The organism is Bartonella sp. AC10YNML, assembly GCF_042196825.1.
Taxonomy (GTDB): Bacteria; Pseudomonadota; Alphaproteobacteria; order Rhizobiales; family Rhizobiaceae; genus Bartonella.
Genome location: NZ_JBHIRA010000001.1, coordinates 169,448 through 194,062 on the forward strand (window position 1 = coordinate 169,448; position 24,615 = coordinate 194,062).

The 24,615-nt window shown below is 34.9% G+C and carries 22 protein-coding genes; 11 read left to right on the forward strand and 11 right to left on the reverse strand.

Going from position 1 to position 24,615, the window contains the following annotated elements; genetic code table 11:
* Positions 1 to 6: 6 nt before the first annotated feature.
* The 5 genes from ACFINA_RS00600 to lptC form a co-directional block, all read right to left on the reverse strand.
* A complete protein-coding gene (locus ACFINA_RS00600; protein ID WP_375606225.1) occupies positions 7 to 510 on the reverse strand; it encodes an invasion associated locus B family protein in 504 nt (167 codons plus the stop codon).
* 1,886 nt (positions 511 to 2,396) lie between these two features.
* Entirely contained in the window at positions 2,397 to 2,861 is a 465-nt protein-coding gene (gene ptsN / locus ACFINA_RS00605; protein ID WP_375606109.1) for a PTS IIA-like nitrogen regulatory protein PtsN, read from the reverse strand.
* A 910-nt stretch (positions 2,862 to 3,771) separates the two neighbouring features.
* Positions 3,772 to 4,566, reverse strand: a complete 795-nt coding sequence (gene lptB, locus ACFINA_RS00610) for an LPS export ABC transporter ATP-binding protein (RefSeq protein ID WP_012754448.1) — start codon at positions 4,564 to 4,566, stop codon at positions 3,772 to 3,774.
* Between the two features lie 6 nt (positions 4,567 to 4,572).
* On the reverse strand, positions 4,573 to 5,172 hold the full coding sequence (locus tag ACFINA_RS00615; protein ID WP_375606108.1) for an LptA/OstA family protein: 600 nt from the start codon (positions 5,170 to 5,172) through the stop codon (positions 4,573 to 4,575).
* 76 nt (positions 5,173 to 5,248) lie between these two features.
* Positions 5,249 to 5,893 carry an LPS export ABC transporter periplasmic protein LptC gene (lptC, locus tag ACFINA_RS00620; RefSeq protein ID WP_375606107.1) on the reverse strand — a complete coding sequence of 215 codons (645 nt, stop codon included), beginning with the start codon at positions 5,891 to 5,893 and terminating at the stop codon, positions 5,249 to 5,251.
* Positions 5,894 to 6,079: 186 nt separating this feature from the next.
* Between lptC and ihfB the strand changes: the two genes are divergently transcribed.
* The 7 genes from ihfB (at position 6,080) to ACFINA_RS00655 (ending at position 12,010) form a co-directional block, all read left to right on the forward strand.
* On the forward strand, positions 6,080 to 6,358 hold the full coding sequence (ihfB, locus tag ACFINA_RS00625; protein WP_273790186.1) for an integration host factor subunit beta: 279 nt from the start codon (positions 6,080 to 6,082) through the stop codon (positions 6,356 to 6,358).
* A gap of 7 nt (positions 6,359 to 6,365) precedes the next feature.
* Positions 6,366 to 6,662 (forward strand): lipopolysaccharide assembly protein LapA domain-containing protein, encoded by a 297-nt coding sequence (locus ACFINA_RS00630; RefSeq protein ID WP_375606106.1) that lies wholly within the window; start codon positions 6,366 to 6,368, stop codon positions 6,660 to 6,662.
* A gap of 172 nt (positions 6,663 to 6,834) precedes the next feature.
* The gene (locus ACFINA_RS00635) at positions 6,835 to 7,767 is read left to right on the forward strand and encodes a class I SAM-dependent methyltransferase (protein ID WP_375606105.1); all 933 of its coding nucleotides are present in this window, start codon (positions 6,835 to 6,837) and stop codon (positions 7,765 to 7,767) included.
* A gap of 2 nt (positions 7,768 to 7,769) precedes the next feature.
* On the forward strand, positions 7,770 to 8,624 hold the full coding sequence (locus tag ACFINA_RS00640) for a TrmH family RNA methyltransferase (protein WP_375606104.1): 855 nt from the start codon (positions 7,770 to 7,772) through the stop codon (positions 8,622 to 8,624).
* On the forward strand, positions 8,614 to 9,117 hold the full coding sequence (gene lspA / locus ACFINA_RS00645) for a signal peptidase II (RefSeq protein ID WP_375606103.1): 504 nt from the start codon (positions 8,614 to 8,616) through the stop codon (positions 9,115 to 9,117). Before ACFINA_RS00640 ends, lspA begins: the two co-directional genes overlap by 11 nt.
* 1,125 nt (positions 9,118 to 10,242) lie before the next feature.
* A complete protein-coding gene (locus tag ACFINA_RS00650) occupies positions 10,243 to 11,016 on the forward strand; it encodes a Bax inhibitor-1/YccA family protein (RefSeq protein WP_375606102.1) in 774 nt (257 codons plus the stop codon).
* Positions 11,017 to 11,131: 115 nt separating this feature from the next.
* Positions 11,132 to 12,010 (forward strand): endonuclease/exonuclease/phosphatase family protein, encoded by an 879-nt coding sequence (locus tag ACFINA_RS00655; protein ID WP_375614333.1) that lies wholly within the window; start codon positions 11,132 to 11,134, stop codon positions 12,008 to 12,010.
* Here ACFINA_RS00655 and polA read toward each other — a convergent pair.
* From polA to ACFINA_RS00685, 6 genes are all read right to left on the reverse strand, one after another.
* Complete coding sequence (gene polA / locus ACFINA_RS00660) at positions 12,007 to 14,913, reverse strand: DNA polymerase I (protein ID WP_375614917.1); 2,907 nt, start codon at positions 14,911 to 14,913, stop codon at positions 12,007 to 12,009. The two genes, ACFINA_RS00655 and polA, sit on opposite strands and share 4 nt — an antisense overlap.
* 326 nt (positions 14,914 to 15,239) lie before the next feature.
* Positions 15,240 to 15,947 (reverse strand): DNA polymerase III subunit epsilon, encoded by a 708-nt coding sequence (gene dnaQ, locus ACFINA_RS00665; RefSeq protein ID WP_375606099.1) that lies wholly within the window; start codon positions 15,945 to 15,947, stop codon positions 15,240 to 15,242.
* A 4-nt stretch (positions 15,948 to 15,951) separates the two neighbouring features.
* Entirely contained in the window at positions 15,952 to 16,539 is a 588-nt protein-coding gene (gene coaE / locus ACFINA_RS00670; RefSeq protein WP_375608998.1) for a dephospho-CoA kinase, read from the reverse strand.
* Positions 16,536 to 17,408, reverse strand: a complete 873-nt coding sequence (locus tag ACFINA_RS00675; protein ID WP_375614335.1) for a shikimate dehydrogenase — start codon at positions 17,406 to 17,408, stop codon at positions 16,536 to 16,538. The genes coaE and ACFINA_RS00675 overlap by 4 nt, the downstream gene beginning before the upstream one ends.
* Positions 17,401 to 17,997 carry a Maf family nucleotide pyrophosphatase gene (locus ACFINA_RS00680; RefSeq protein ID WP_375606096.1) on the reverse strand — a complete coding sequence of 199 codons (597 nt, stop codon included), beginning with the start codon at positions 17,995 to 17,997 and terminating at the stop codon, positions 17,401 to 17,403. Before ACFINA_RS00680 ends, ACFINA_RS00675 begins: the two co-directional genes overlap by 8 nt.
* A gap of 12 nt (positions 17,998 to 18,009) precedes the next feature.
* Complete coding sequence (locus ACFINA_RS00685; RefSeq protein ID WP_375606095.1) at positions 18,010 to 18,834, reverse strand: pyruvate, water dikinase regulatory protein; 825 nt, start codon at positions 18,832 to 18,834, stop codon at positions 18,010 to 18,012.
* A gap of 552 nt (positions 18,835 to 19,386) precedes the next feature.
* On the opposite strand from ACFINA_RS00685, the gene rho reads away from it, so the two are divergent.
* The 4 genes from rho (at position 19,387) to rsmG (ending at position 24,612) form a co-directional block, all read left to right on the forward strand.
* The gene (gene rho / locus ACFINA_RS00690) at positions 19,387 to 20,652 is read left to right on the forward strand and encodes a transcription termination factor Rho (protein ID WP_015857121.1); all 1,266 of its coding nucleotides are present in this window, start codon (positions 19,387 to 19,389) and stop codon (positions 20,650 to 20,652) included.
* A 31-nt stretch (positions 20,653 to 20,683) separates the two neighbouring features.
* Positions 20,684 to 21,991 carry a tRNA uridine-5-carboxymethylaminomethyl(34) synthesis GTPase MnmE gene (gene mnmE, locus ACFINA_RS00695; protein WP_375614918.1) on the forward strand — a complete coding sequence of 436 codons (1,308 nt, stop codon included), beginning with the start codon at positions 20,684 to 20,686 and terminating at the stop codon, positions 21,989 to 21,991.
* Between the two features lie 105 nt (positions 21,992 to 22,096).
* Positions 22,097 to 23,965, forward strand: coding sequence for a tRNA uridine-5-carboxymethylaminomethyl(34) synthesis enzyme MnmG (mnmG, locus tag ACFINA_RS00700; protein ID WP_375614919.1), 1,869 nt, complete (start codon positions 22,097 to 22,099; stop codon positions 23,963 to 23,965).
* Positions 23,965 to 24,612 (forward strand): 16S rRNA (guanine(527)-N(7))-methyltransferase RsmG, encoded by a 648-nt coding sequence (gene rsmG, locus ACFINA_RS00705; RefSeq protein ID WP_375607902.1) that lies wholly within the window; start codon positions 23,965 to 23,967, stop codon positions 24,610 to 24,612. Before mnmG ends, rsmG begins: the two co-directional genes overlap by 1 nt.
* Positions 24,613 to 24,615 lie beyond the last annotated feature (3 nt).

Here is a 24,615-nt window from a genome sequence, read left to right on the forward strand (position 1 = left end):
GAAACCTTAATGGCACTTTTGAGTTGCATTTAATGCAGCAGTGACCCCTTTTAAGGAATAAGTATAAGTGGTATGCGTTCCTCGTTTTGATATCGCTTTCACTGTCATATTGCTTCCAGCACGCATAGCAGAAACAAGCTGCTTTTCTAGCTCTGATGACGCCAACCAAGCTGAGGAATCTTTAGTGAAAAAATCAAAATCCTTACCTCCAATGGTCACTGTCACTCTAGACCCTTCTTGAAGGGAATAACCAGCCATGAACTGCGGTTCAAACGAAATAGGTGAATGAGAACGCTTGGTAACCAAGAAAAAGTTATCACCATGATTAACTGTCGTTGGAAGAGCCTTCAAAGGTACCGATAACACATAGCAAATCGTATTTTTGGGCGATTTATAAGAATAGGCTCCCCACGCTTCAAATTGATTTAAACGGCTTGGCGTTTGTGCATATGCCACTCCTGCTGTAACAAGAACCATTACAGATGCAGCAATAACAGTCTTTTCAAACATCTTCATTTAGCTCACTTCTTTAGTCTCTAACAAGATTTTCTTCATTGGAAAAATTCAACAAAAACTCCTCGATATTCATGTGTTATTGTCCTAATTCCTTCAATAAGCGAAATATTTTCAAACTAATCAAAATAGATTTCTACGTTTCATTATGACCTTTTAATCGTTACCAAAAAATAAACTTCTTATTCAATAACCACATTAAAAAATAACATCTTCATTTTACGCTACTTATTTCGTTTTTGTATAAAAAACGATTTCTTTAAGCTATAGAACCTCAAAACGAGATGAAAACATACCATCACACTATTAAGAAATAAACCATACTCTTTATATCACAAGCAATCTGATGCAAAATTTTGAAAATACACCCCGGACTCCCCGCAAAAAAGCTTAATCGCCTTACGAATATCACTTCTCGACTTTATGCATTCAATACATTTATGTTCGCAAAATACTCCACCTTTTACTCATTATAGTGCATTCATATTTCGTATTCAACATCGTCCCGATAACACTTTTTCTCAACCTTCAAAAAACCTTGTAAAAATAATAAAATATTATCAAGATATTAATAATAAAACATAAAGAATTTAGATTCTATCTCAATAATCACATACAACTTTGTTTCTTTTGATCTTATTTCCCTATATATTTCATCTCCAATTATTAATTTCTAAAATGATTTTAGTAGCTTATAATAGCTTAATCGTATTATTTTAATGTATCAGACGATATTTTTCTTTCTGTTATAAAAAACTTCTTAAGAATTCTTTTGGAAAGTCTCCTTATCTTATTTCTAAGTAATTTATAAAAAGAAATATAAAACTTTTTTCTATAGCAGTTCTAACATTACCATTTTTTAAACAATATTTTAATCAATTAAAGACACTTAAATAAATCTTCCTATGTATAAAAACTCTTTCACCCAACCTAAAGGTATAATTTTCATTCTTACCGTACAAAATTGTTTTTTAGCATGAGCTCTATACAACAGCAGACATCTAAATCATATCTATAAAATAGTTGATCTCTCCACTTGTGAAGAAGAAAGATGGCACCATAACACTATTTTCCAGCTCCCAATGTTTTGCTGCAACCCTCAATACTTGAGACGATTCATAAGAAGCATCTTTACCCCTTTCTTGTACAGTTTTTATCCACACGCTAATTCCGTTTACAACGTGCAAGGAAATGGTTTTGATTGATTCAACATAAACAAGTTTGGAATGAGAGAATTTTACAATATTCGGATCTCTCATCTAACATGCGAAATAGTGAATTATATTTAAAATCAATATCTTGCTATACTGAAGATACAATATATTTCTTATTTCTTCTTGAGCATTAAAATATTATCCCTAAACACTCAAACTCAACTTACAAAAAAATTCAATGCACAAATAAACTTTTCTGTTGATTTCTTTCTCGCTTTCAAAGGACGAAGATTCTTAATCCAATTTGGACTGAAAAAGTTTGGATTCTTGTCGAGCGGTCTCCTCTTTTCTTCCCACTCATGTGATTCACTTAACTAAAGGCTCTACAGACAAGTCCTGCTTAAAAATATTTACCACGCACTCTAAAAGCACTTAATATATTAAGAAGACTTACAGAATTTATCTCACTATATCTCAAATGACAGTGTTTTTACAGTATAACAGGATAAAAGAATCCACGAACATAATAATTAGATGCTTTAATATACGAGAACAAGAAAGGAAAAGCCCTTCGTTTTTGTTGGTTGCTCTTTAAAAAGAAGGTTCATTTAGAAGTAATTTTCTTAAATCTCATGACACAACCTTTTGTTATTAGTCTTAAGATGCAAATTATATTCTTTCCTACGCTCTGTAGTGCATACCTCGCAATTTATACGCTCATAATACCTTTTAAGCTGCATTTGATTCTGAAGTCTGAATCAATAAAGCATAAAGCGCATTGGCATTATGCGTACTGCGCAACTTTTGTACAACATCAGTGTGACGCAAAACACGTGCGATCTGTGATAAAGCTTTTAAGTGATCTGCACCAGCATTTTCAGGTGCTAAAAGGAGAAAAACGAGATCTATAGGTTCGTCGTCAAGAGCTTCAAAATCAACAGGACTTTCAAGACGTGCAAATATACCAATGATCCGATTAATATCAGGTAATTTTCCATGAGGAATCGCAATACCTCCACCTAAACCCGTTGAACCAAGCTTCTCGCGTTGTAAAACAACATCAAAAATCACATGCTCACTAAGACCTGTTAGCTTGGAAGCTTTTTCGGCTAAAATTTGCAGAACCTGTTTTTTCGAATTAGCATTAAGAGCCGGAATGATCGCTTCCGGTGCTATTAACTCACTCAAATTCATACTTTAATTTTCCTCTTACACGCTAAAATGCTCATCAATAAACCTATAAACGCTATAGATACTTAATGTTCTTTCACTTTTCGCAACATCGCATGTGTTTTTACTTTTCAATTTATAATGGGTGATAGCTCAATACATCTCATATCACTTCTAAAACAACAATAAATAGTATTCGGATCATCATTAACGGCATAAGAAACCAAAGAAATGAAATTGTTCATAAAGTTAATTTCCTTACGACTCTAAAAAAGGCCATTATTCATAAATTTATTAAACTTGTCATAAGAGTTGATGTATAATCCGCCATCAGAGTTTTTCTTTCTTTAAAAATGAGCCCTTAAATTAAGATGAAAAGCATACTGAGCAAAATGGATCTTTACTTTGAAAATTACTGTATAGCTTGAACATCGACTTATAACAAGAATATAAAGATTTTTAGAAATTTAATGATTATTTTAAAAGATTTATAGATTTAGCCTGATATCTGTAGCCAAGCTCCTATTTTCAAATAGGCGATATAAACCAATAAAATACGACAACTCCTATTGAATAACCGCAATATATAACCGGTGCTCCCATCAAAATACCTAAAACAGCATCACCGATATATTATTTGATTCGACAGAGAAAAATATGATAAATATCTTTTACCTTTCAATAACACACGCATTCATTGAGAGCTTCATTTATCACTCATTATCACGTTAATCTAGTGATATCTTTTCTATGATATAATTATGAGTAAGCTAAACTTATAAAACAACAAACTAACCTCTAATGATAAAACCTTTTTCACCACTCAATAACAACATTAAGGTTATAGTCATAAAAGAAGTTTTGGCATAAATAAGGAGATTTTCAGTAATAATGTTTGGTTAAACTTAAATGGAAACTTGTGAAAGCTGTAAAATCAAAGAGAAAACTGATTTCCCAAATAAATTCTGCGTACATCAACGTTGTTGATAATATCGTTAGGACAACCGTGAACTAACACCCGCCCTGTATGAATAATATAAGCGCGATCGACAAGCCCTAATGTCTCACGTACATTATGATCCGTTATTAAAACACCAATGCCACGCCTCGTTAAATGACGAATAAGTTGTTGAATATCGAAAATAGCGATAGGATCAATTCCTGCAAATGGTTCATCAAGTAACATAAAATGGGGACGAGAAGCTAAAGCGCGCGCAATTTCAAGTCGCCGACGTTCACCTCCAGATAACGAAAGCGCAGACATTTTACGTAAATGATCAATTTTAAATTCATGTAAAAGGCTATCTAACTCTTCACGTTGTTTAAGACGATCTTTTTCAACGACCTCTAAAACAGCTTTAATGTTATTTTCTACTGAAAGACCACGAAAAATAGACGCTTCCTGTGGAAGATATCCAATACCTAGACGCGCACGTCGGTACATCGGAAGATGCGTAATATCAAATCCATCAATTTTAATCGAGCCTCCATCAGATTTTATGAGCCCTGTCACCATATAAAAACAAGTTGTTTTACCTGCCCCATTGGGTCCTAAAATGCCAACGGCTTCTCCCGTACGAATGCCAAAAGAAACACCATTAACTGTTCGTCTTCCTCGATAAACTTTAATCAAATTACTGGCAATCAAGGTCCCTTTTAAGGGATTTTTTGAAGCTTCACTTTCAAGATTATACCTATCAGTCTGTTTTTTTCTTTTGATTCCAAACATGAAATCTTAATGGCCATTCTTTTGATTTTGTTTTAAAATAATAGAAACACGACCTTTTTTCTTAGGCGTCTCACAACCTTCTAAAAAAGCCTTTCCGCTTTCCATATTTGCCGTTAGTTTGCACCCCGTTGCCACATTATCACCATCAGTTAACACAACATGATTCCCTGTCAAACTCATCATTTTTGACTTTCCATCAAAAACGCCTTTATCACCCGTAGCAACTTGCGTAGCAATTTTTATATAAACTTTTCCTAAAGCTTCCATTTTTTGTATACTCGACGAACCAAATAAAGAAACAGATGATGCCTTTGTATCTTCCTTGTTTTTATCAATTTCTTTATATGCTTTATCGTAGTAAACAACTAATTCTGCCGTTCTTAAAAGACGTTCACCTTGCACCACTGAAACATCACCCTTAAAAAGTGCTATCCCTTCTTTATCACGTATTTCCAAAGAATCTGCATGAAGTTCTACCGGTTCTTTGTCGTTTGATAGACTTATTCCAAAATGAGTCCCTTCAGCATATCCTAAAACTGCTCCTTCTCCTAACATTCCCATGCTAAAAGCTAACATCACACCTATCCATCTTTTGTACGATTTCATTATTTCAATTCTTCTGTTTGTATATACACATACTTCTCTTTATAAATATCCTTTAAAGATTTGTATTGATATTCCGTCATTGCTTTTGAAGCACTAAATGCACATCACCATGGAAATATATGTTTTTTCCTTTTTCTCGAATTTGTAAGGCGTTTGCAGCAAGATGCAAACCGGCCTGCTGAATATTAACACGTTGATCTGTTTTTAACTGTCCCTCGGATAAGTTAATACTAGCTGACATAAATTGTACCATCATCCCATCGTTCGTTGTAATGGTGAATGGCTTATTCAACTGTAAAAAACCATTAATGTTATCGTAAACCCCCCCTTGTGCTGAAAGAAAAACCTGTCTTTGTTGGCCCATAAATGCTCTAGCTGTAATGTTTTGCAACCCAATCATTCCAGCGTGTGTATGGTCTTGAAATGCCTTTTCTGCTTTAAGCCAATAAGGTTCATGAGCACGCGTATACCCTTCTAATTTTGGATTAAGCATCGTCAAATTCATCACGCCACTTTCTCCATTATTCAAAGGCATAGAATCAGAAGTAACGGGAACCAAGAAAAACGTAAACCAGCAAAAAACCAGCGCTGAAAGCAACGCTAAGAGAGGTAAAAAAATTTTTAATACGCTAATGCGACGCGAATGACGGGATGCTTTTTTTAAAACATCTCCAAAAGATGATTGCGTTGAAAAGGCTTCATAATGTTTGTGTACGGACATACTCTCCTGATCTCTTAAATACTCCGCATTTTTAATCTGTATACCCTTTATAGAAGGTATTTTCAAATTTTGTTTATTGCAATTTGTTTTTTCTTGATTTTATTTTGCTTTTATCCGTTTATATATTGTAATATTATGCATGGAGTGCACAATTACGAAATTTTTTTGTGTGAAAGTGAGGCTATTGTGGTAAAATCAGAGCTTGTGCAAATTATTGCTCGTCATAACCCGCATCTTTTTCAACGGGATGTGGAGAATATTGTAAACGCTATTTTTGAGGAAATTGCAACAGCACTTGCAAATGGCAATCGCGTTGAACTTCGTGGATTTGGAGCTTTTTCTGTAAAAAGCCGTTCAGCCCGTAATGGACGTAATCCACGAACAGGTGAAGCCGTTTCTGTTGAAGAAAAGTGGATTCCTTTTTTTAAAACTGGCAAGGATTTACGCGACCGTCTTAATCAGTGAGAAACTTATGATAATTAAACGTATTCTTCTAACAAGTATCAGTGTGATTCTCGCAGCGGTTTTGATTGTTTTTATCGTAGCTAATCGTCAAATGGTTCCGTTAACCCTTGATCCTTTTCGAGCAAATCCTGAAAGTTTTACTTATCATGCTCCCCTCTTTATATGGCTCTTTATTTTCTTTGGTTTTGGTATTTTATTAGGAAATCTGATCAGTTGGTTTTCCTATCACAAATACAAAAAAGCTCTCAAAAAAAGTAAAGCCGAGATTGAAAAATTGAAAACATCTATCACAAATCTGGTGTAATGGTATTTAAATGAAATCTTTTCTCTCTGTATTCTATATTCAGTACAGAGTTAAAAGTGCTCTTTTTCTTTTTTTATACATGTTTTAATTGACTTTAGCTTTTTTGCACTTTTACGAAACATTTAAGAGCTTTATAATATATTTTTATACCTCATATACCGTGATACAAAACATGCCCCCACAATGCTTTCAATCCTCCCATAATAATAGATATCCGCAGGAAAAGCTGCCCCTTATTTTAGAAACGGGTATAAGCGAAAACTATGCTCTCATTGATTCTGGTCATGGACAAAAATTAGAACGTTATGGAGCTTACCGCATTATTCGACCAGAAGGTCAAGCACTATGGAAACCCGCTTTATCACAGAAACAATGGGCTGATGTGGACGCTATTTTCACGGGAAATCGTGATGAAGAAGGGGTTGGTCGTTGGCATTTTCCTAAAAAGCCACTTAATGAGACATGGCCACTTTCTTGGAATGGACTGTCTTTTCTAGGCCGTTTTACTTCTTTTCGTCATGTGGGAGTTTTTCCTGAACAAGATGCCCATTGGCGCTCTATGGAAGAACAAATTGTTAAAGCCGAACGCCCTATAAAATTGTTGAATCTTTTTGGCTATACAGGTATTGCCTCTTTGATTGGAGCACGAGCGGGTGCGAATGTTACCCATGTTGATGCTTCTAAAAAAGCCATTGCGTGGGCAAAAGCTAATCAAGAAAGAGCAGGATTACCAGATCATTCTATTCGCTGGATTTGCGATGATGCTATGAAATTTGTCGAGCGTGAACTGCGTCGTAAGAAAAGCTATGATATGATTCTCCTTGATCCCCCTGCTTATGGGCGTGGACCCCATGGTGAAGTTTGGCAACTGTTTGATCATTTACCAGATATGATCACAAATTGTCGTAAACTTCTCTCTGATAAACCGCTCTCTGTTGTGCTTACAGCTTACTCTATTCGTGCTTCTTTCTTTGCACTTCATGCTTTAATGCGTGATGCATTTGTAAATCTTGGTGGTAAGGTCGAATCAGGAGAACTTATTTTGCGTGAAGAAGTTGCAGGACGCGCTCTTTCTACTTCCCTTTTTAGCCGTTGGATTGCTTGAATATGTTTAGACCTAAAACTGGCAAAGTGAAAGAAATTACTTCTCTTAGCAACCCCATTATAAAAGATCTTAAAGCGCTCAGCCAAAAGAAAAATCGTAATAAAGAAGGTCTTTTCATGGCAGAGGGATTGAAGTTGGTCATTGATGCTCTCGATCTCGGCTGGACAATACAGACGCTTATTTTTTCTAAAAGCAAAATCGGTAATGCTGCTATCGAAAATATTGCTGCACGCGTTGTAGCCAATGGTGGTTTTGTGATTAAAGCTTCACAAAAGGTTATGGAATCACTTACCCGACGCGATAATCCACAAACAGTTATTGGTATTTTTAAACAAAAATGGCAACCTCTTGAAATGATAACTGAACAGACTAAAGATGTTTATATCGCGCTTGATCGTGTGCGTGATCCTGGAAATCTTGGTACCATTATCCGAACTGCCGATGCCGTAGGTGCTAAAGGTGTTATTTTAATTGGCGAAACAACAGACCCTTTCTCGCCTGAAACAGTTCGTGCAACTATGGGATCAATTTTCTCTATACCGCTTTATCGTTTTGATGAAAGCGCCTTTTTAAACTGGTCTGCTCACTTTAAAGGCATGATCGTTGGCACGCATCTTAAAGGATCTCTGGATTATCGGACACTTGATTTCAAAAATGGTCCTGTTATCCTTTTAATGGGAAATGAAAAACAGGGATTATCAGATATTCTTACAAGGCGGTGTAATAAACTCGCGCGTATTCCACAAAGTGGACGTGCTGATTCGCTTAATCTAGCAGTAGCAACAGCTGTTATGCTTTATGAAATCCGTCGCCCTTATTTAATACTGGAACCATGTGAGGAAAAACATGATTCGTAAATCACTCCCTTTTCTTCTCTTGGGCTTGGCTTTTACAGTAGTACTTGATCAAGCTGTCAAATACTGGATTATGCACAATATGCCTTTAGGAACAGAAATTTCGCTTATTCCTTTTCTTTCCCTTTATCATGTGCGCAATTCTGGCATTGCATTTTCATTTTTTTCTTCCTTTTCTCACTGGGGAATCATCGCCATCACGATCATTGTGATTATCTTTCTTCTATGGTTATGGAAAAATACTGAATATAATAAGTCTTTAATGCGCTTTGGTCTTATCCTTATTATTGGAGGAGCAATAGGCAATCTTATTGATCGTATTCGCTTTCATCATGTCACTGATTATATCCTTTTTCATATTGATGATATCTTTCATTTTGCTATTTTCAACCTTGCAGATAGTTTTATCACTCTTGGTGTTATTGCCATCCTTATTGAAGAATTGCGTACTTGGATGAAGGCAAAACGTCATTCCAATAGCACATCTTCTCATTGATATGTTCAGCGCCTTAAAAACCAGAGGTTATTAATCATCACAAGTCTGATTACAAATTGATTTTTCTCAATCAATTCTTGTTTCTAATAATTTCATGTGTTTCTTTTCATGGAATTATAAAACCTTACTTTCACTTGATCTTTATATACTTGATCCGTGTAAAAGGAATGAACTCAAATAGAAACCAATAATTTTTTATTCATATGTCCTATATCCCATTCTGAGAGGAAATATTTTACAGCATTTAAATTCTGTTCATTTGCTTAAAACAATTACTTTTCATATGTTTTTTAGTTTTTACAGGCGTCATTTTTACAGTGTTTTTCTTAAGCGCTTCGTGTAAAAACACCCCTCTTTTATTTATATTGCTTAATAAGCAACATCTTTTAACTATTTTCAATGTTTTATTTATAATACAACATATTGATATATAATGATAGTTTACCATTTTGTATATTGAATGAGAACCCTAAATTTCTTTTATTTCGAACTTTCGCATGTTGAATTAATTAAAACCATGTCTTTTACACACCAATCTTGCTTGTGTGGAGCAAGCAAATAAATAACCTTGATTGATTTAATATAAGAAAATTTGTCATCAGAGAATCTTACGATATTCGGAGAAGAATTTAGCATACAAAACGATAATTTATTATTATATATCAGTTTTTATATAAAAAGATTCAATTCAATAGGTCTTCTAACCGTATAGAGCAGATGCAATATTGTAAGTTGAAAAACAGTGCGACGACATTTGCCTCTCTCTTCATCAAAGCAAAGACCGTTGATACCTTACAGAGAATTATATTACACAATTTCTATGAACAGTAAAAAAATTTTAAGTATAGTCTTTTTATCTTGCAAAAATATGGCAAAAAATGGAAATATTATTTCATCAAAATAAACTATTTCCTTACCAATTTGTAAGGTTCCTTCTTCAGATAAATCTCTTGTAATTTTTAAATAAATCTCCATAATAAGAGCAGATGTGCTGGAATTCCGCCAGTGATTCTTAGGGTTTTTGTGTTAGCCAATTTAGGACTTATACGAAGTGTTTATCTGTAATGACAGAGGTACTTTTAAACCCCAATATCTGACGGAACATATGCTAAAGGATTTTATATTATGGCTAATTTTAAAAATTTACGTTCGGCGCCTGCTTCTCATGCCGATGCATCAATTGATCTGGGATTGCGCGACTATATGTTGGGTGTCTACAATACAATGGCCATTGGTTTGCTTATTACAGCTGCTGCCGCTTATGCAATTGTATCATTAGCAACGACAACAGATATGAGTCAAGCAGCAGCTCAAATCAATAGCAGTGTTTATTTAACATCTTTTGGAGTAACATTTTATACATCACCATTCTCTTATATTGTTATGTTTGCACCACTCATAGCGGTCTTATTCCTCAGTTTTAAAATTAATACACTGAGCACAAATGCTGCTCGTAGCCTCTTTTTTGGTTATGCTGCTCTGGTTGGTCTTTCACTATCTTCAATCGTTTTGCGTTATACGACAGAAAGTATTGTACAAACCTTTGTTATTTCCGCTGCAACTTTTGGAGCTCTTTCACTTTATGGATACACAACAAAGCGTGATCTTACAGCAATCGGTTCATTCTTATTTATGGGATTGATTGGTTTGTTACTTTCTATGATTGTAAACATTTTTCTTGGGTCAAGTGCTTTGCAATTTGCTATCTCCGTTATTGGTGTTTTTATCTTTGCTGGTTTAACAGCTTACGATACTCAAAACATTAAGTTGATGTATTACGAAGGAGATGAAGGTGATACAAGAGGACGTAAAGTTATTATGGGTGCATTGAATCTTTATCTTGATTTCATCAATATGTTTGTCTTCTTGCTACAATTTCTTGGTTCAAACCGTGATTGATTTTAAAAGATCATCGCTTAATGAAAGAACCTTGTTTCCAAAAGAAACAAGGTTCTTTTGTTTTTAGTGTAAGTTTTTACCCTTTGCCTCTTAGAGATTATATTCTTTTCGCAAAATGACAAAAATACCTTACAAGCAAAAGTTTCCTTGGTTTACTGGTTTTATCCAACAAAAGCTCCATAATTCTCTTTTAAAGGCAATCTATAGCCGCTCTCATCATCAACCAAACATCATCAAGCCAAATGATAATTATGATCTAACCGTTGCTTCCTATAATGTGCATAAATGTGTAGGTACTGATAAAATTTTTAATCCTACACGTATTGTACGTGTTATTAATGAATTACAAGTTGATATCCTTGCTCTTCAAGAAGCAGATAAACGTTTTGGAGAGCGCGTTGGCTTGATTAATCTTCAGCTATTAAAAGCTGAAACTGGCTTGATTCCTGTGCCTCTCAATACCATGTCACCTCATGGTCATGGTTGGCATGGGAACGCTCTTTTTTTGCGAAAGGGATATGTACGTGAAACTTTACAAATCACTCTTCCTGGTATTGAACCACGTGGGGCTGTAATTGTAGAATTGGAAATGCAAGCAGGCCCTATTCGTATTATTGCGGCTCATTTTGGCTTATTACGTTATTCTCGTAAACAACAAACAAAAATGCTTCTTGCAATTTTGCAAAATCGCTCCCTTATGCCTACACTCCTCATTGGAGATTTTAATGAATGGCGGATAGGAAAAGGCTCATCTTTGAACCATTTTTCTCCCTATTTTGATAACACACTTGAAGTTGTGCCAAGCTTTCCTTCGCGTTTTCCTCTTTTAGCCCTTGATCGCGTTTTTGCTTTTCCCCACCAATTGGTAACAAATATTGAAAATCATCATTCACCACTTGCACGTATTGCCTCAGATCATTTGCCTATAAAAGCCTACCTTAATCTTGCCAACGCCATGAATGTTCTTGAACATAAAATAAATAAAAAAAGTTAATGTGCCTCATCCCAATTTTGAGCTGTCATGACTTTTACTTCAAGGGGTACAGATAAAGATAAAACCGGCATTGTAGCATTTTCCATAACATTTTTAACAACGTCCATGGTTTTTTTACTCTCTTCTTTTGGTACTTCAAAAATCAGTTCATCATGTACTTGCAGCAACATTTTTGCTGATAGATTTTCTCCTTTTAAAACATCTTCCATCTGTATCATAGCGCGGCGAATAATATCTGCAGCAGAGCCTTGAATCGGGGCATTAATAGCTGCCCGTTCATTAAGGGAACGAATTTTTACGTTCTTTGCTTTTATTTCTGGATAATGGATACGACGTCCAAAAATTGTTTCTACATAACCATTTTCACGTGCAAAGTTTTTTGTCTTTTCCATATAATCTTTAATTCCTGGAAACCTTTCAAAATACAATTGAATATAACGACCCGCTTCTTGGCGTGAAATTCCTAATTGATTGGCTAAGCCAAAAGCTGAAATACCATAAATGATACCAAAATTAATCGCTTTTGCACGCCGTCGTATATCTGAATGCATTCCCTCTATTGCAACGCCAAACATTTGTGACGCCGTTATAGCGTGAATATCGTGTCCTTTAGCAAAAGCTTCTTTTAATGCTTTTATATCCGCAATATGTGCAAGAATGCGTAATTCAATCTGACTATAATCAGCAGAAAGCAACACGTGCCCTTTGGGAGCAATAAAAGCTGTTCGAATTTTACGTCCTTCAGCAGTTCGTACTGGAATATTTTGCAAATTTGGCTCTGATGATGACAATCGCCCTGTTGATGTTATTGCCAAAGAATAATTCGTATGAACACGCCCTGTTTTTGGTAAAATATAAGAAGGCAAAGCATCGGCATAGGTAGATTTTAGCTTTGCAAGTTGACGCCACTCAATAATTTTACGCGGTAATAGATGACCTTCAGCAGACAACTCTTCTAAGGTCTGTGCAGAAGTTGACCATTGTCCACCCTTGGTTTTAGCGCCTCCAGATAATCCCATTTTGCTAAAAAGGATATCCCCCAATTGCTTTGGCGAAGCAAGATTAAACTTTTCACCAGCTTGTTTGTAAATTTCCTCTTCTAGAATCAAAGTAGCTTGCGCCAATTCTCCTGAAAGGCGCAATAAAATCTGCCTATCAACAAGAATCCCACGTTCTTCCATTCTTGCAAGAACTTCTACGAGTGGTCGATCAAGGCGATCATAAATTTTTGCCATTTTTTGAGCAACAAGTTGCGGTTTCAAAACTTGCCAAAGGCGTAGCGTTATATCGGCATCTTCCGCCGCATAAAGGGTAGCTTGTTTTAAATCTACTTGTGCAAAAGAAGTAATTTTTTTTCCTTTATGCGTTAAATCCTTATAGGCAATTGGTTTATGTCCAAGCCAACGTTCAGACAAATCATCCATATTATGGGTTAAAGTTCCAGCATCAAAAGCATATGACAAAAGCATAGTGTCATCAAAAGAACGTATAACAATGTCGTATTGCTTCATCACCAACCAATCATATTTTATATTCTGACCAATTTTTAACACCGCTGAATCTTCTAATAGCGGTTTTAAAAGTGCCAAAGCTTTTTGGATCTCAATCTGCGAGGCAATACGCCCATCCCTTAAAAGGTCCTCTTTTTCCTCAAAATGTTCAAGTGGTATATAGGCTGCTTTTCCTGGTTGTAATGCCAGTGAAAAACCAACAAGCTTTGCTTGCATCGGATCAAGAGAGGTTGTTTCAGTATCAAAAGCAAAAAAGCCCTGTTCTTGTGCTTGCCATAACCATTCTTTTAAAGTTTCCTCCTCAAGAATCGTTGTGTAAGTATCTCTTGTAATTTTTTGAGACAGTGCTTGATCTTTACGTTTTTGTGCAAAAACTTGTGGAGAGTTTTCAGAAAAATTATGAAAAGATGCACGTTCAGTATTTTTTATATCTAAATCATGTCCATAGCTTAGTTTTTCCCATTCAACATCTATATCAAGTGCATCAATAACAGCTGCATCGCATGACGTTGCCTCTGCTATGCGACGCGTTAATGTTGAAAACTCCATCGCTTTCAAAAAAGCAATTAAACGCGGACCATTTTGTGGCTCCAAAATAAAATCATCTAAATCACTGTCTATAGGGACATCTGTTTTAAGCCTAACAAGCTCACGAGACATTTTAACTTGTTCTCTATAAGCTTGAATGTTTTCACGCCGTTTTGTTTGTTTAATTTCTGTTACGCGTTGCAATAAAAGATCAAGAGAACCAAATTCATTTAACAACTGGGCTGCAGTTTTGGGACCAATGCCTGGAATACCCGGTATATTATCCGTTGAATCTCCAATCAAAGCTTGTAAATCAATCATTTTTTCAGGTTCAACACCCCATTTTTCTATAACTTCTGAAATACCTATATGCTTGTCTTTCATTCCATCATACAAGGACACATGTGTATTTACGAGTTGCATAAGATCCTTATCAGAAGAGATAATGGTTGTCTTTGCCCCAACCTTCGTTGCCAATTTTGCATAAGTAGCAATTAAATCATCCGCTTCAAAACCTTCCTTTTCAATACAAGGCAAATTAAAAGCTTTTGTTGCTTGGCGTATCAGAGAAAATTGAGGAATTAGATCTTCAGGAGGTTCAGCGCGATTCGCTTTATATTGAGGATAAATTTGTTTCCGAAAAGTATCAGATGAATAATCAAAAATAACAGCAAAATGTGTTGGAATAATACCCATAGCTGTATTACGAGCATCACAAAGTAATTTCCATAACATATTACAAAAACCAGCTACCGCTCCTACAGGGAGTCCATCCTTTTTACGTCTTAAAGGCGGCAAAGCATAGTAAGCACGAAAAATGTAGCCTGATCCGTCAACCAACAAAAGATGATCTGTTGCTTTCATGATAATTTTATTTCTCCATTTCAGCTAAAAAACAAATTACCTGTATATATTTTTTTCATTTTTATTTTATTTTTTTACTTTGCCTCTAAAAAGCCATTTTTTCTTTCCATAAGACATGAAGTCGTTGCACTTATATTAAGTACCTAGAGCTTTTCTTTGCTGTTACAGGATTAATAGCTTTCATTTTGCTCCTCCTATGATAGCTGAGGTACAATGTAACGACAAGGTCGTTGTGGTGTTCCCCTCCCCACAACGACCGTTTTTTTTGGTATCCATATTTTATATTTTTAACCTTAAATAGCTTGTTTAGAGAAAAGATAAGAATATTATTCATAAACTTTGAAGTTATTCCACAGAGCTTTTTCACCCATTTTATTGATAAAATCAGCATGCAATCTTTTTTCTTGCGCACTCAATCTTGAAGGTAAAGCCTGTGGGCGAAATTTAACTGCATAAGGCATATCTTTGTCACTTTGAGTATGTTCATCAACACTCTTTCTGTTATCAAAACCCAATATGCCCTGCTTTCCACCAATCAATTCAATATAAACATCGGCCAAAATCTCTGCATCAAGTAAAGCACCATGAAGAACACGATGGCTGTTATCAATTCCAAAACGTTTGCATAAAATATCAAGAGAATTAGGACCCATAGGGAATTTACGCCGTGCCATAGCCAATGTATCAAGAATATTATCAACACTGATGAGCGGCTTATTGACGCGTTTTAATTCTGCATTAATAAAACCAATATCAAAACTCGCATTATGCGCAATCATTGTCGCGCCATTAATAAATTCCAAAAATTCATCAACAATATCACTAAAACTTTTCTCGTTTTTTAGGCGTTCATTGGTTAATCCGTGAATTGCTACAACTTCATCAGGAATAATAACGCCTTCAGGGTTTAAATAAACATGAAATTGGCGCCCTGTAAGATAACGATCAACCATTTCTACACAACCAATTTCGATTATGCGATCTTTCTCTTTATCTAAACCTGTTGTTTCTGTATCAAAAATAATTTCACGCATGATTTTAATTCTTTAGCAATTTTTTTATCACATCAAAAACCTGTTGACGGGTATTTTCTAAATCTTTCCCTGTATCAATAATAAAATCAGCACGTTCTCGTTTTTTTTCATCTGGCATTTGTTGGGCATTGATAAAGGCAAATTTTTTCTCATTCATACCTTGGCGAATCATTACACGTTCTTTTTGTATTTCTGGTGGAGCAGAAACAACAATAACGCTATCTACACGATTTTCACCATTTGTTTCAAACAGAAGTGGAATATCAAGAATAACTAATTTTTCCCCTTGTTTGCGCGCTGTATCAATAAATTCTTTTTCTTTTTCTTGCACCAAAGGATGAATTATTTTTTCTAATGTTTGTAATTTTTCCTTATCATCAATCAAAATTTCAGAAAGTTTCAAACGGTTAACTTCATCGTTTTCAACAACACTAGGAAAAATACGCTCTATGAGTGACAAAACTGGCTCACTTTTATAGAGTTGTTGTACCGCCTCATCAGCACTAAAAACAGAAATACCCGCTTGTCTGAAAAAATCAGCAACTGTTGATTTTCCCATAGCTATTGATCCAGTTAATCCTATAATTTTCATTCTCTTTCTTCACTCATATCCTCTAAAATGGCTGTCCTTAACGCTTTTGTTACCTGTGGTTTTATTCCAAACCACCGTTCAAATCCTATAACAGCCTGATGAAGAAGCATCCCAAGCCCATCAACCGTTTTGAGATCACAAGCCTTTGCCTGTTGTAAAAAAGGAGTTATCAATGGTGTATAAACAATATCTGTTACTAATGCCGTTGTTTTTGCTTTATGAAAATCGCAAAAAAAAGAATCACTTTTTTCTTCCGGATTTTTTATGCCAATAGAGGTTGTATTAACAATTAAATCAGCTTGATGAAGTATTTCATGGATTTTATGCCAATCGTAAACTTTAATGATCTTTCCAAAATGCTGAGCTAAATTATCAGCGCGTTGTTTTGTACGGTTAATTAAATAAATTTGTTCAAATCCGCGTTTTTTTAAAGCATATAGGATAGCGCGTGCAGCGCCCCCAGCCCCAAAAACAAGAGCTGTTTCCCCTCCCCAATCAGATGCAAAATCATCAAGATTAGCACTAAAACCATAGGCATCACTATTTGTGGCACAAAGTTTATCTCCTTCATACCAAAGTGTATTAGCAGCACCTATCATTGTTGCTCTCTCGTCTTTATAATCTGCTAAACGAAAGGCTTCCTGTTTATGAGGCAAAGTAACATTTCCTCCACAAAAGCCCATTTTTTGTAAAGAAACAATAAAATGACTAAATTCTTCGGATGTTACTTCCTGTGCAAGGTATTCTCCTTGTAAACTATATTGTTTAAGCCAAAAATTGTGAATTCTTGGCGATTTTGAATGATGAATAGGAGAACCAACAACAAAAGCACGCGGATAATTTGTCTTTTTTATTATTAAGTTAACCATCAATAATTCCTAAGTGGCGCAATTTTATGAGTAGAGGCAGCAAAGGTAAACCAACAATGGTAAAAAAATCTCCTTCAATTTTTTCAAAGAGATGAATCCCTTCTCCTTCAATTTGATATACTCCTACGCTGTTTAGAACATCTTTTCCTACGCGTGCTAAATAACGTTCAATAAATTCTAACGAGAGTAAACGTACAGACATATGTGCACTAAAAGCTTCAACCCAAATTTTTTGACCATTTTTAAATAAAGCTACCGCACTATGAAGAGAATGGGTTTTTCCTGATAACTCACATAAACGTTGATGTGCTTCCTTAATATTTCTTGCTTTATGAAAAACTTTACCTTCCAAATCAAGAACTTGATCACAACCAATAACGAAAGCATCAGGAAAACGATCTGAAACATTTTTTGCTTTTGCACTTGCAAGAAAACAGCTAAGTTCTTTAGGTGTTTTTTCTTTTGTTGTTTTTTCTACTTCTCTCTCATCAAAAGAAGCGCCTTCAATTAAAAAATTTAAACCTGCCTTTTTCAACAACTGTGCACGATAAAAACTAAGAGATGCTAATATTAACGTATCTGCGTCCATGAGGATTTTCTCTCACTTTCCTTCACGAAATCGTGATAAAAGTTCAAATATTGCAGCAGCAGTTTCTTCAATAGAGCGCCTCGTGACATCAATAATAGGCCAACCAAAACGTTCGCAAATGCGTTTTGCATGGATTAATTCTTCAGCTATGCTGATACGATTAGTATAATTATCAAGAGCAAAACCTTCTCCTAAATCTCTATTTTGACGAATATGTGAGATTCTTTCAGCTGAAGCAATTAAACCAATAATTAAAGAATTTTTTACCTCTAAAAGAGATTCTGGCAAATCAATTCCTGGAATAAGAGGAACATTAGCCGTTTTGATTCCACGATTTGCTAAATAGATGCTTGTTGGCGTTTTAGAGGTTCTTGAAATTCCTACAAGAATTACATCCGCTTCAGATAAGCTACTGGAAGACTGTCCATCATCATGCTCTATTGTAAAATCCAGTGCCTCAATACGACGAAAATAATCTGCATTAAGATCATGTTGTGCACTAACACGTAAATGAGTTGGCATTCCAAGGTAAGACTGAAAAGCATTTAGAACAGGATACAATATATCAATACAGGGAACTTCTATTTTTTTGCATTTTTTTTGAAGGAGTAGTTTAAGTTCTTCATCAATCATTGTGTAAAGAACAATACCTGGCTCTTGTTGTATTTCATCAAGAACTTTTTGTAACTGTATTTTATTACGAATCATAGGATAGATATGCTCTGTTGCCTGACACATTGCATATTGGGATGCTACAGCTCTTCCAACAGAAATTAATGTCTCCCCCGTTGCATCAGAAAGCATGTGTAAATGAAAGAATTTTTTTTCTTTTGTCACAAAAATTTTAACTCCTTGTTAAGACATGTGTATATATTCTCACTGTTTTTTATAAAACTAAAATTTATGAAAAATTCTCCTTTTTTATGCACAAATTAAATGCTTGTGATAATATTATCCCTCTTATAAAAAAGAGGGGATAATATCTTTAAGATAGTGTTATTTTTATTCTTTTTTCAGTTCCTTTTGTGGATAAAATTGAGGATAAATAATAATCCACACTAAACACAGTTATAAATAAGAATAATCCTTTCTTTAATATAAATTTATTAATATAAATTTCTGTAAAAAATACTTTTGAATAACATTTCATTGATGCTATAATTTTAACTCATATTTTTGTTATTAAAATAATTAAATACTATTTGGATTTTATATTTTTTCAAGTTTTTCATATAATTACTTAATATTACAGGAACAAATTTCATATAAATGGTACTTGCAGATTAAAAAAATTGAGTGTAGGATATTTTTTCTTAAAGAATATTTCACTCATAAATTTCCATAAATTATTTAGAACAATCTTCTCCTTAATTACAAAGAGCATATTTCATGCAAAAAATGAAACTACAAGAACTTAAAAGCAAAAATCCCGTTGAGCTTGTTTCTTTTGCTGAAACATTAGAAGTTGAAAATGCCTCCCTTATGCGCAAACAAGAATTAATGTTTGCTATCTTGAAAAAACTTGCTCTACAAGACGTCGAAATTATAGGAGAAGGTGTTGTCGAAGTTTTACAAGATGGATTTGGATTCTTGCGCTCTGCTGATGCTAATTATCTTCCTGGACCTGATGATATCTATCTTTCACCTGCACAAATACAGTCGTTTTCTTTAAAAACAGGCGATACAATTGAAGGCCCCATACGTAGTCCAAAAGAGGGAGAACGTTATTTTGCTCTCCTTAAAATTAATACAATTAATTTTGAAAAACCTGAAAAGATCCGTTATAAAATTCACTTTGATAATCTTACTCCCCTCTATTCAAATGAACGTTTTCAAATGGAAATACAAGATCCTACAGAGAAAGATATGTCATCACGTGTGATTGATTTGATATCTCCATTGGGAAAAGGACAGAGGGGACTAATTGTTGCACCACCACGGACGGGAAAAACAGTTTTACTTCAAAATATTGCTCATTCTATTACCACTAATCATCCTGAATGTTATCTCATTGTTCTTTTAATTGATGAACGACCAGAAGAGGTTACTGATATGCAGCGTTCAGTAAAAGGAGAAGTGGTTTCTTCTACTTTTGATGAACCTGCAATACGTCACGTACAAGTGGCAGAAATGGTCATTGAAAAAGCTAAACGTCTCGTTGAATATGGGCGTGATGTTGTTATTCTCCTCGATTCTATTACACGTCTTGGGCGTGCATATAATACAGTTGTTCCTTCTTCGGGTAAAGTTTTAACAGGTGGTGTGGATGCAAATGCCCTACAGCGTCCAAAACGTTTTTTTGGTGCAGCACGTAATATTGAAGAAGGCGGATCTTTAACCATTATTGCAACGGCTTTGATTGATACAGGAAGTCGTATGGATGAGGTTATTTTTGAAGAATTCAAAGGAACAGGTAATTCGGAAATTGTTCTTGATCGTAAAGTTGCTGATAAACGTATTTTCCCTGCTATGGATATTTTAAAGTCAGGAACGCGTAAGGAAGAACTTCTGGTAGAACGACAAGATTTACACAAAATTTTTGTTCTTCGTCGTATTTTAGCATCTATGAATGTAACTGATGCAATTGAATTTTTGATTGATAAATTAAAGCAAACAAAAAATAATAGTGAATTTTTTGATTCAATGAATACGTAGAGTCATTAAAGTTTTTATTAGGATAAAACCTGTGGATACAATCTTTGCTGTTTCGAGTGGATTGTTACCTTCAGGGGTTGCAGTCATTCGGCTTTCTGGTCCTCATGTTGTGGATATAGTTAAAACGCTTTGTGGTCGTTTACCTAAAGCACGTTTTATGCATTATGGAAATCTTACTGCTCGTGATGGTGGTTTTTTAGATTCTGGTTTAACTGTTTTTTTTCCTGCTCCTCATAGTTTTACGGGGGAGGATTGTGCAGAATTCCATTTACATGGAGGAAAAGCAGTCGTTAATCGTTTTCTCGATGAATTGTCAACATTTTCTGGATGCCGTATTGCAGAGGCAGGTGAATTTTCACGTCGCGCTTTTATGGAAGGAAAATTAGATCTTGTTCAAGCAGAAGGTCTTGCTGATTTAATAGAAGCAGAAACGGAAAGCCAACGGCGTTTAGCTGTTATGGGTACAAGTGGACATTTAACGACGCTTTATCGTGATTGGCGTCATAAGCTTATGAAGGCGCGTGCTTTTATTGAGGCAGAACTTGATTTTGTTGATGAAGCAGATATTCCCAACGCAATATCTGATAAAGTTTGGAAAGATGTTGAGGATCTTTGTACTTCTATTAGAGAATATATTACTGAAGGAGAACGTGCGAGTATTTTACGTGATGGATTAAAAATTGTTATTGCTGGTGCTCCAAATTCTGGAAAATCAAGCATTATGAATCGTCTTTCAGGAAGATCTGTTGCTATTGTAACGGAAGAAGCAGGAACAACCCGTGATGCTTTAGAAATGAGAATTATTCTTGGTGGTTTACCTGTTTTTTTAACCGATACTGCTGGTTTTAGAAAAACAGAAAATAAAATAGAACAGATGGGAATAGAAGTTGCTAAACAGCATGTTAGAGAAGCTGATTTGGTTATTTTGGTTTATGATATAGGAAATCCTAAGCAAGTTGATTTACCAGAAACATCGGCTGAAATATGGTGTGTTGGTAATAAGCTTGATCTTTATGAAAAAAATGATCAGCGTTGGTCTATACAATTTTCCGCATTAACTGGTTTAAATTTTGATTCTTTTATCAAAGAACTTGAATTATTTTGTCATCATCGTGGTTCTGAAATTGGAAATATTGTTCCAGCACGTAAAAGGCAACTTCAATTATTAAAAGAAGCTGTTAAAGAGATTGAGTTTGCTCTCAATTATCATTCTTTTGATCTCAGTTTACGTGCAGAACATCTCCGTCGTGCAAGTGATTTTCTTGGAAAAATTACAGGAGATATTGATGTTGAAGATTTGCTTGATATCATTTTTTCAGAGTTTTGTGTTGGTAAATAATGATTCACGTGAAACATTGATTATTTCATAGACAGATTATAAAGATTATGTAATTTATATCCTGTTTCACGTGAAACCTTAGAAATTTTCTACGGAATGAATTAAATGCGATCATATGATGTTATTATTGTTGGTGGTGGTCATGCTGGCTGTGAAGCGGCTTCAGCTTCAGCACGTGTAGGAGCCAAAACAGCGCTTGTTACACATAAAATATCAGCACTGGGAACAATGTCGTGTAATCCTGCTATTGGTGGTCTTGGAAAAGGGCATCTGGTTCGTGAAATAGATGCGTTAGATGGTCTCATGGGAAGAGCAGCAGATGCTGCTGGAATTCAGTTTAGACTTCTTAATAGACGTAAAGGACCGGCAGTAAGAGGACCACGGACACAAGCAGATCGACAACTTTATAGAGAAGCAATTCAAAAACTTTTAAAAGAACAAGAAAATCTTACTCTCATTGAGGATGAAGTACTTGATTTGGTTGTTAAAGATAATTGTGTATCAGGTGTAATTTTAAAAAAACAAGGAACAATTTTTTCTGGTGCTGTTGTTTTAACAACAGGTACATTTTTAAATGGCTTTATTCATATTGGTAATAAAACATGGGCTGCTGGTCGTATGGGAGATCAGTCAAGTGTGAAACTTGCTGAACATTTGAAAAAATATCATATAAAACTTGGACGATTAAAAACAGGAACCCCTGCTCGTCTGAGTAAAAAAACAATTGCTTGGGAAACTCTCCAAAAACAACAAGCAGATGAAAATCCCGTTCCCTTTTCTCTTTTAACAGAGAAAATTGAACAGCCACAAATTGAATGTGCAATAACGCGTACAAATGCACAAACACATAAAATTATTCGCGAAAATATCTATCGTTCTGCTTTATATTCTGGAAATATTGAAGGATTAGGACCACGTTATTGTCCTTCAATTGAAGATAAAATCGTTAAATTTGGAGAACGTGATGGACATCAGATTTTTCTAGAACCAGAAGGATTAAATGATGATACTGTTTATCCAAATGGTCTTTCTACTTCTCTTCCTGAAGATGTACAAATTTCTTTATTGAAAACCATTGAAGGATTGGAAAATGCTACAGTTTTGCAACCTGGCTATGCTATTGAATATGATTTTGTTAATCCTCAACAATTAACGAAAAGTTTGGAAGTACGCTCTTTACCAGGTTTGTTTTTAGCGGGCCAAATTAATGGCACAACAGGATATGAGGAAGCGGCAGCACAAGGTCTTTTAGCTGGATTAAATGCTGCACGCAAGGTAGGTAAATTAGATGAAATACTTATAAGTCGTTCTACTGCTTATATTGGTGTTATGGTTGATGATTTGGTTTCACGTGGTGTTTGTGAACCTTATAGAATGTTTACATCACGTGCTGAATTTCGTTTATCTTTAAGATCTGATAATGCTGATACGCGTCTAACACCTTTGGCAAAAGAATGGGGTATTGTGAGTAAAGTACGTTGGGATTATTATCAGAAAAAGCAAAAACGGCTTGATCAAGCACGATCGATATGTCAAAATCTCTTTTTAACACCTAATGAAGCTTCTGCTCATGGATTACACGTTAACCATGATGGAATTCGGCGTTCGGCTTATGATTTTCTTGCATATCCTCATATGACTGTAGAGCGTCTTTCACATTTATGGCCACAATTACAGGAAATTGATTCTAAAACAGTTGAAGCTTTAGAAATTGAAGCACAATATGCGGTTTATTTAGATAAACAAGCACAAGATATTGCCTCTCTTCAAAGAGATGAACGTTTAGAAATTCCTTCTTCTCTTAATATTGAGGCAATTTCAGGTCTTTCAAATGAACTTAAATCAAAAATTCAAGAAGTATCGCCTCGTTCAATTGCTGATGCACAAAAAATTGATGGCATGACTCCTGCCGCATTATCACTTATTATTACATATATTCAACGTCAACGGCGTGAAAAGGCTAAAACAGCTTAATGGATTTTTCTACAGAAAAAAAATATCAACAATTATTAAATATTATTCCTTCTGTTTCACGTGAAACGATGGAAAATTTAATGCAGTTTGAGTCTTTAATACTTCAATGGAATGCACATATTAATTTGATATCTGCTACAACTATACCAGATCTATGGACACGACATATTTTAGATTCAGCACAAATTTTTCCTTTGTATGCTCATTCTTTACATTGGTGTGATTTAGGATCAGGAGGAGGTTTTCCTGCAATTGTGATTGCTATCTTTTTGAAAGAAAAAAAAGCAGGACATATTAATCTTGTTGAAAGTAATGGGAAAAAAGTTGCTTTTTTGCGAACAGTTATTGCTCAACTTAATCTTCCAGCAACGGTTTATCACGCTAGAATTGAAGATATATATCAAAAAATTCCCATATCTGATATTATAACGGCACGAGGATTAGCGCCGCTTGATACTCTTTTACAACTCATTTTTCCTTTATTAACAGAAAAAACAATAGCTCTTTTGCAAAAAGGTCGGGATTACGCTACAGAAATAAAAAATGCCTCTGCCAATTGGCACTTTGATCTGTTAAAACATAAAAGTAAAGTTGATGAAAATTCTGTTATTTTGGAAATTTCTCATATTCGATCATATAGAGGGTAGAGC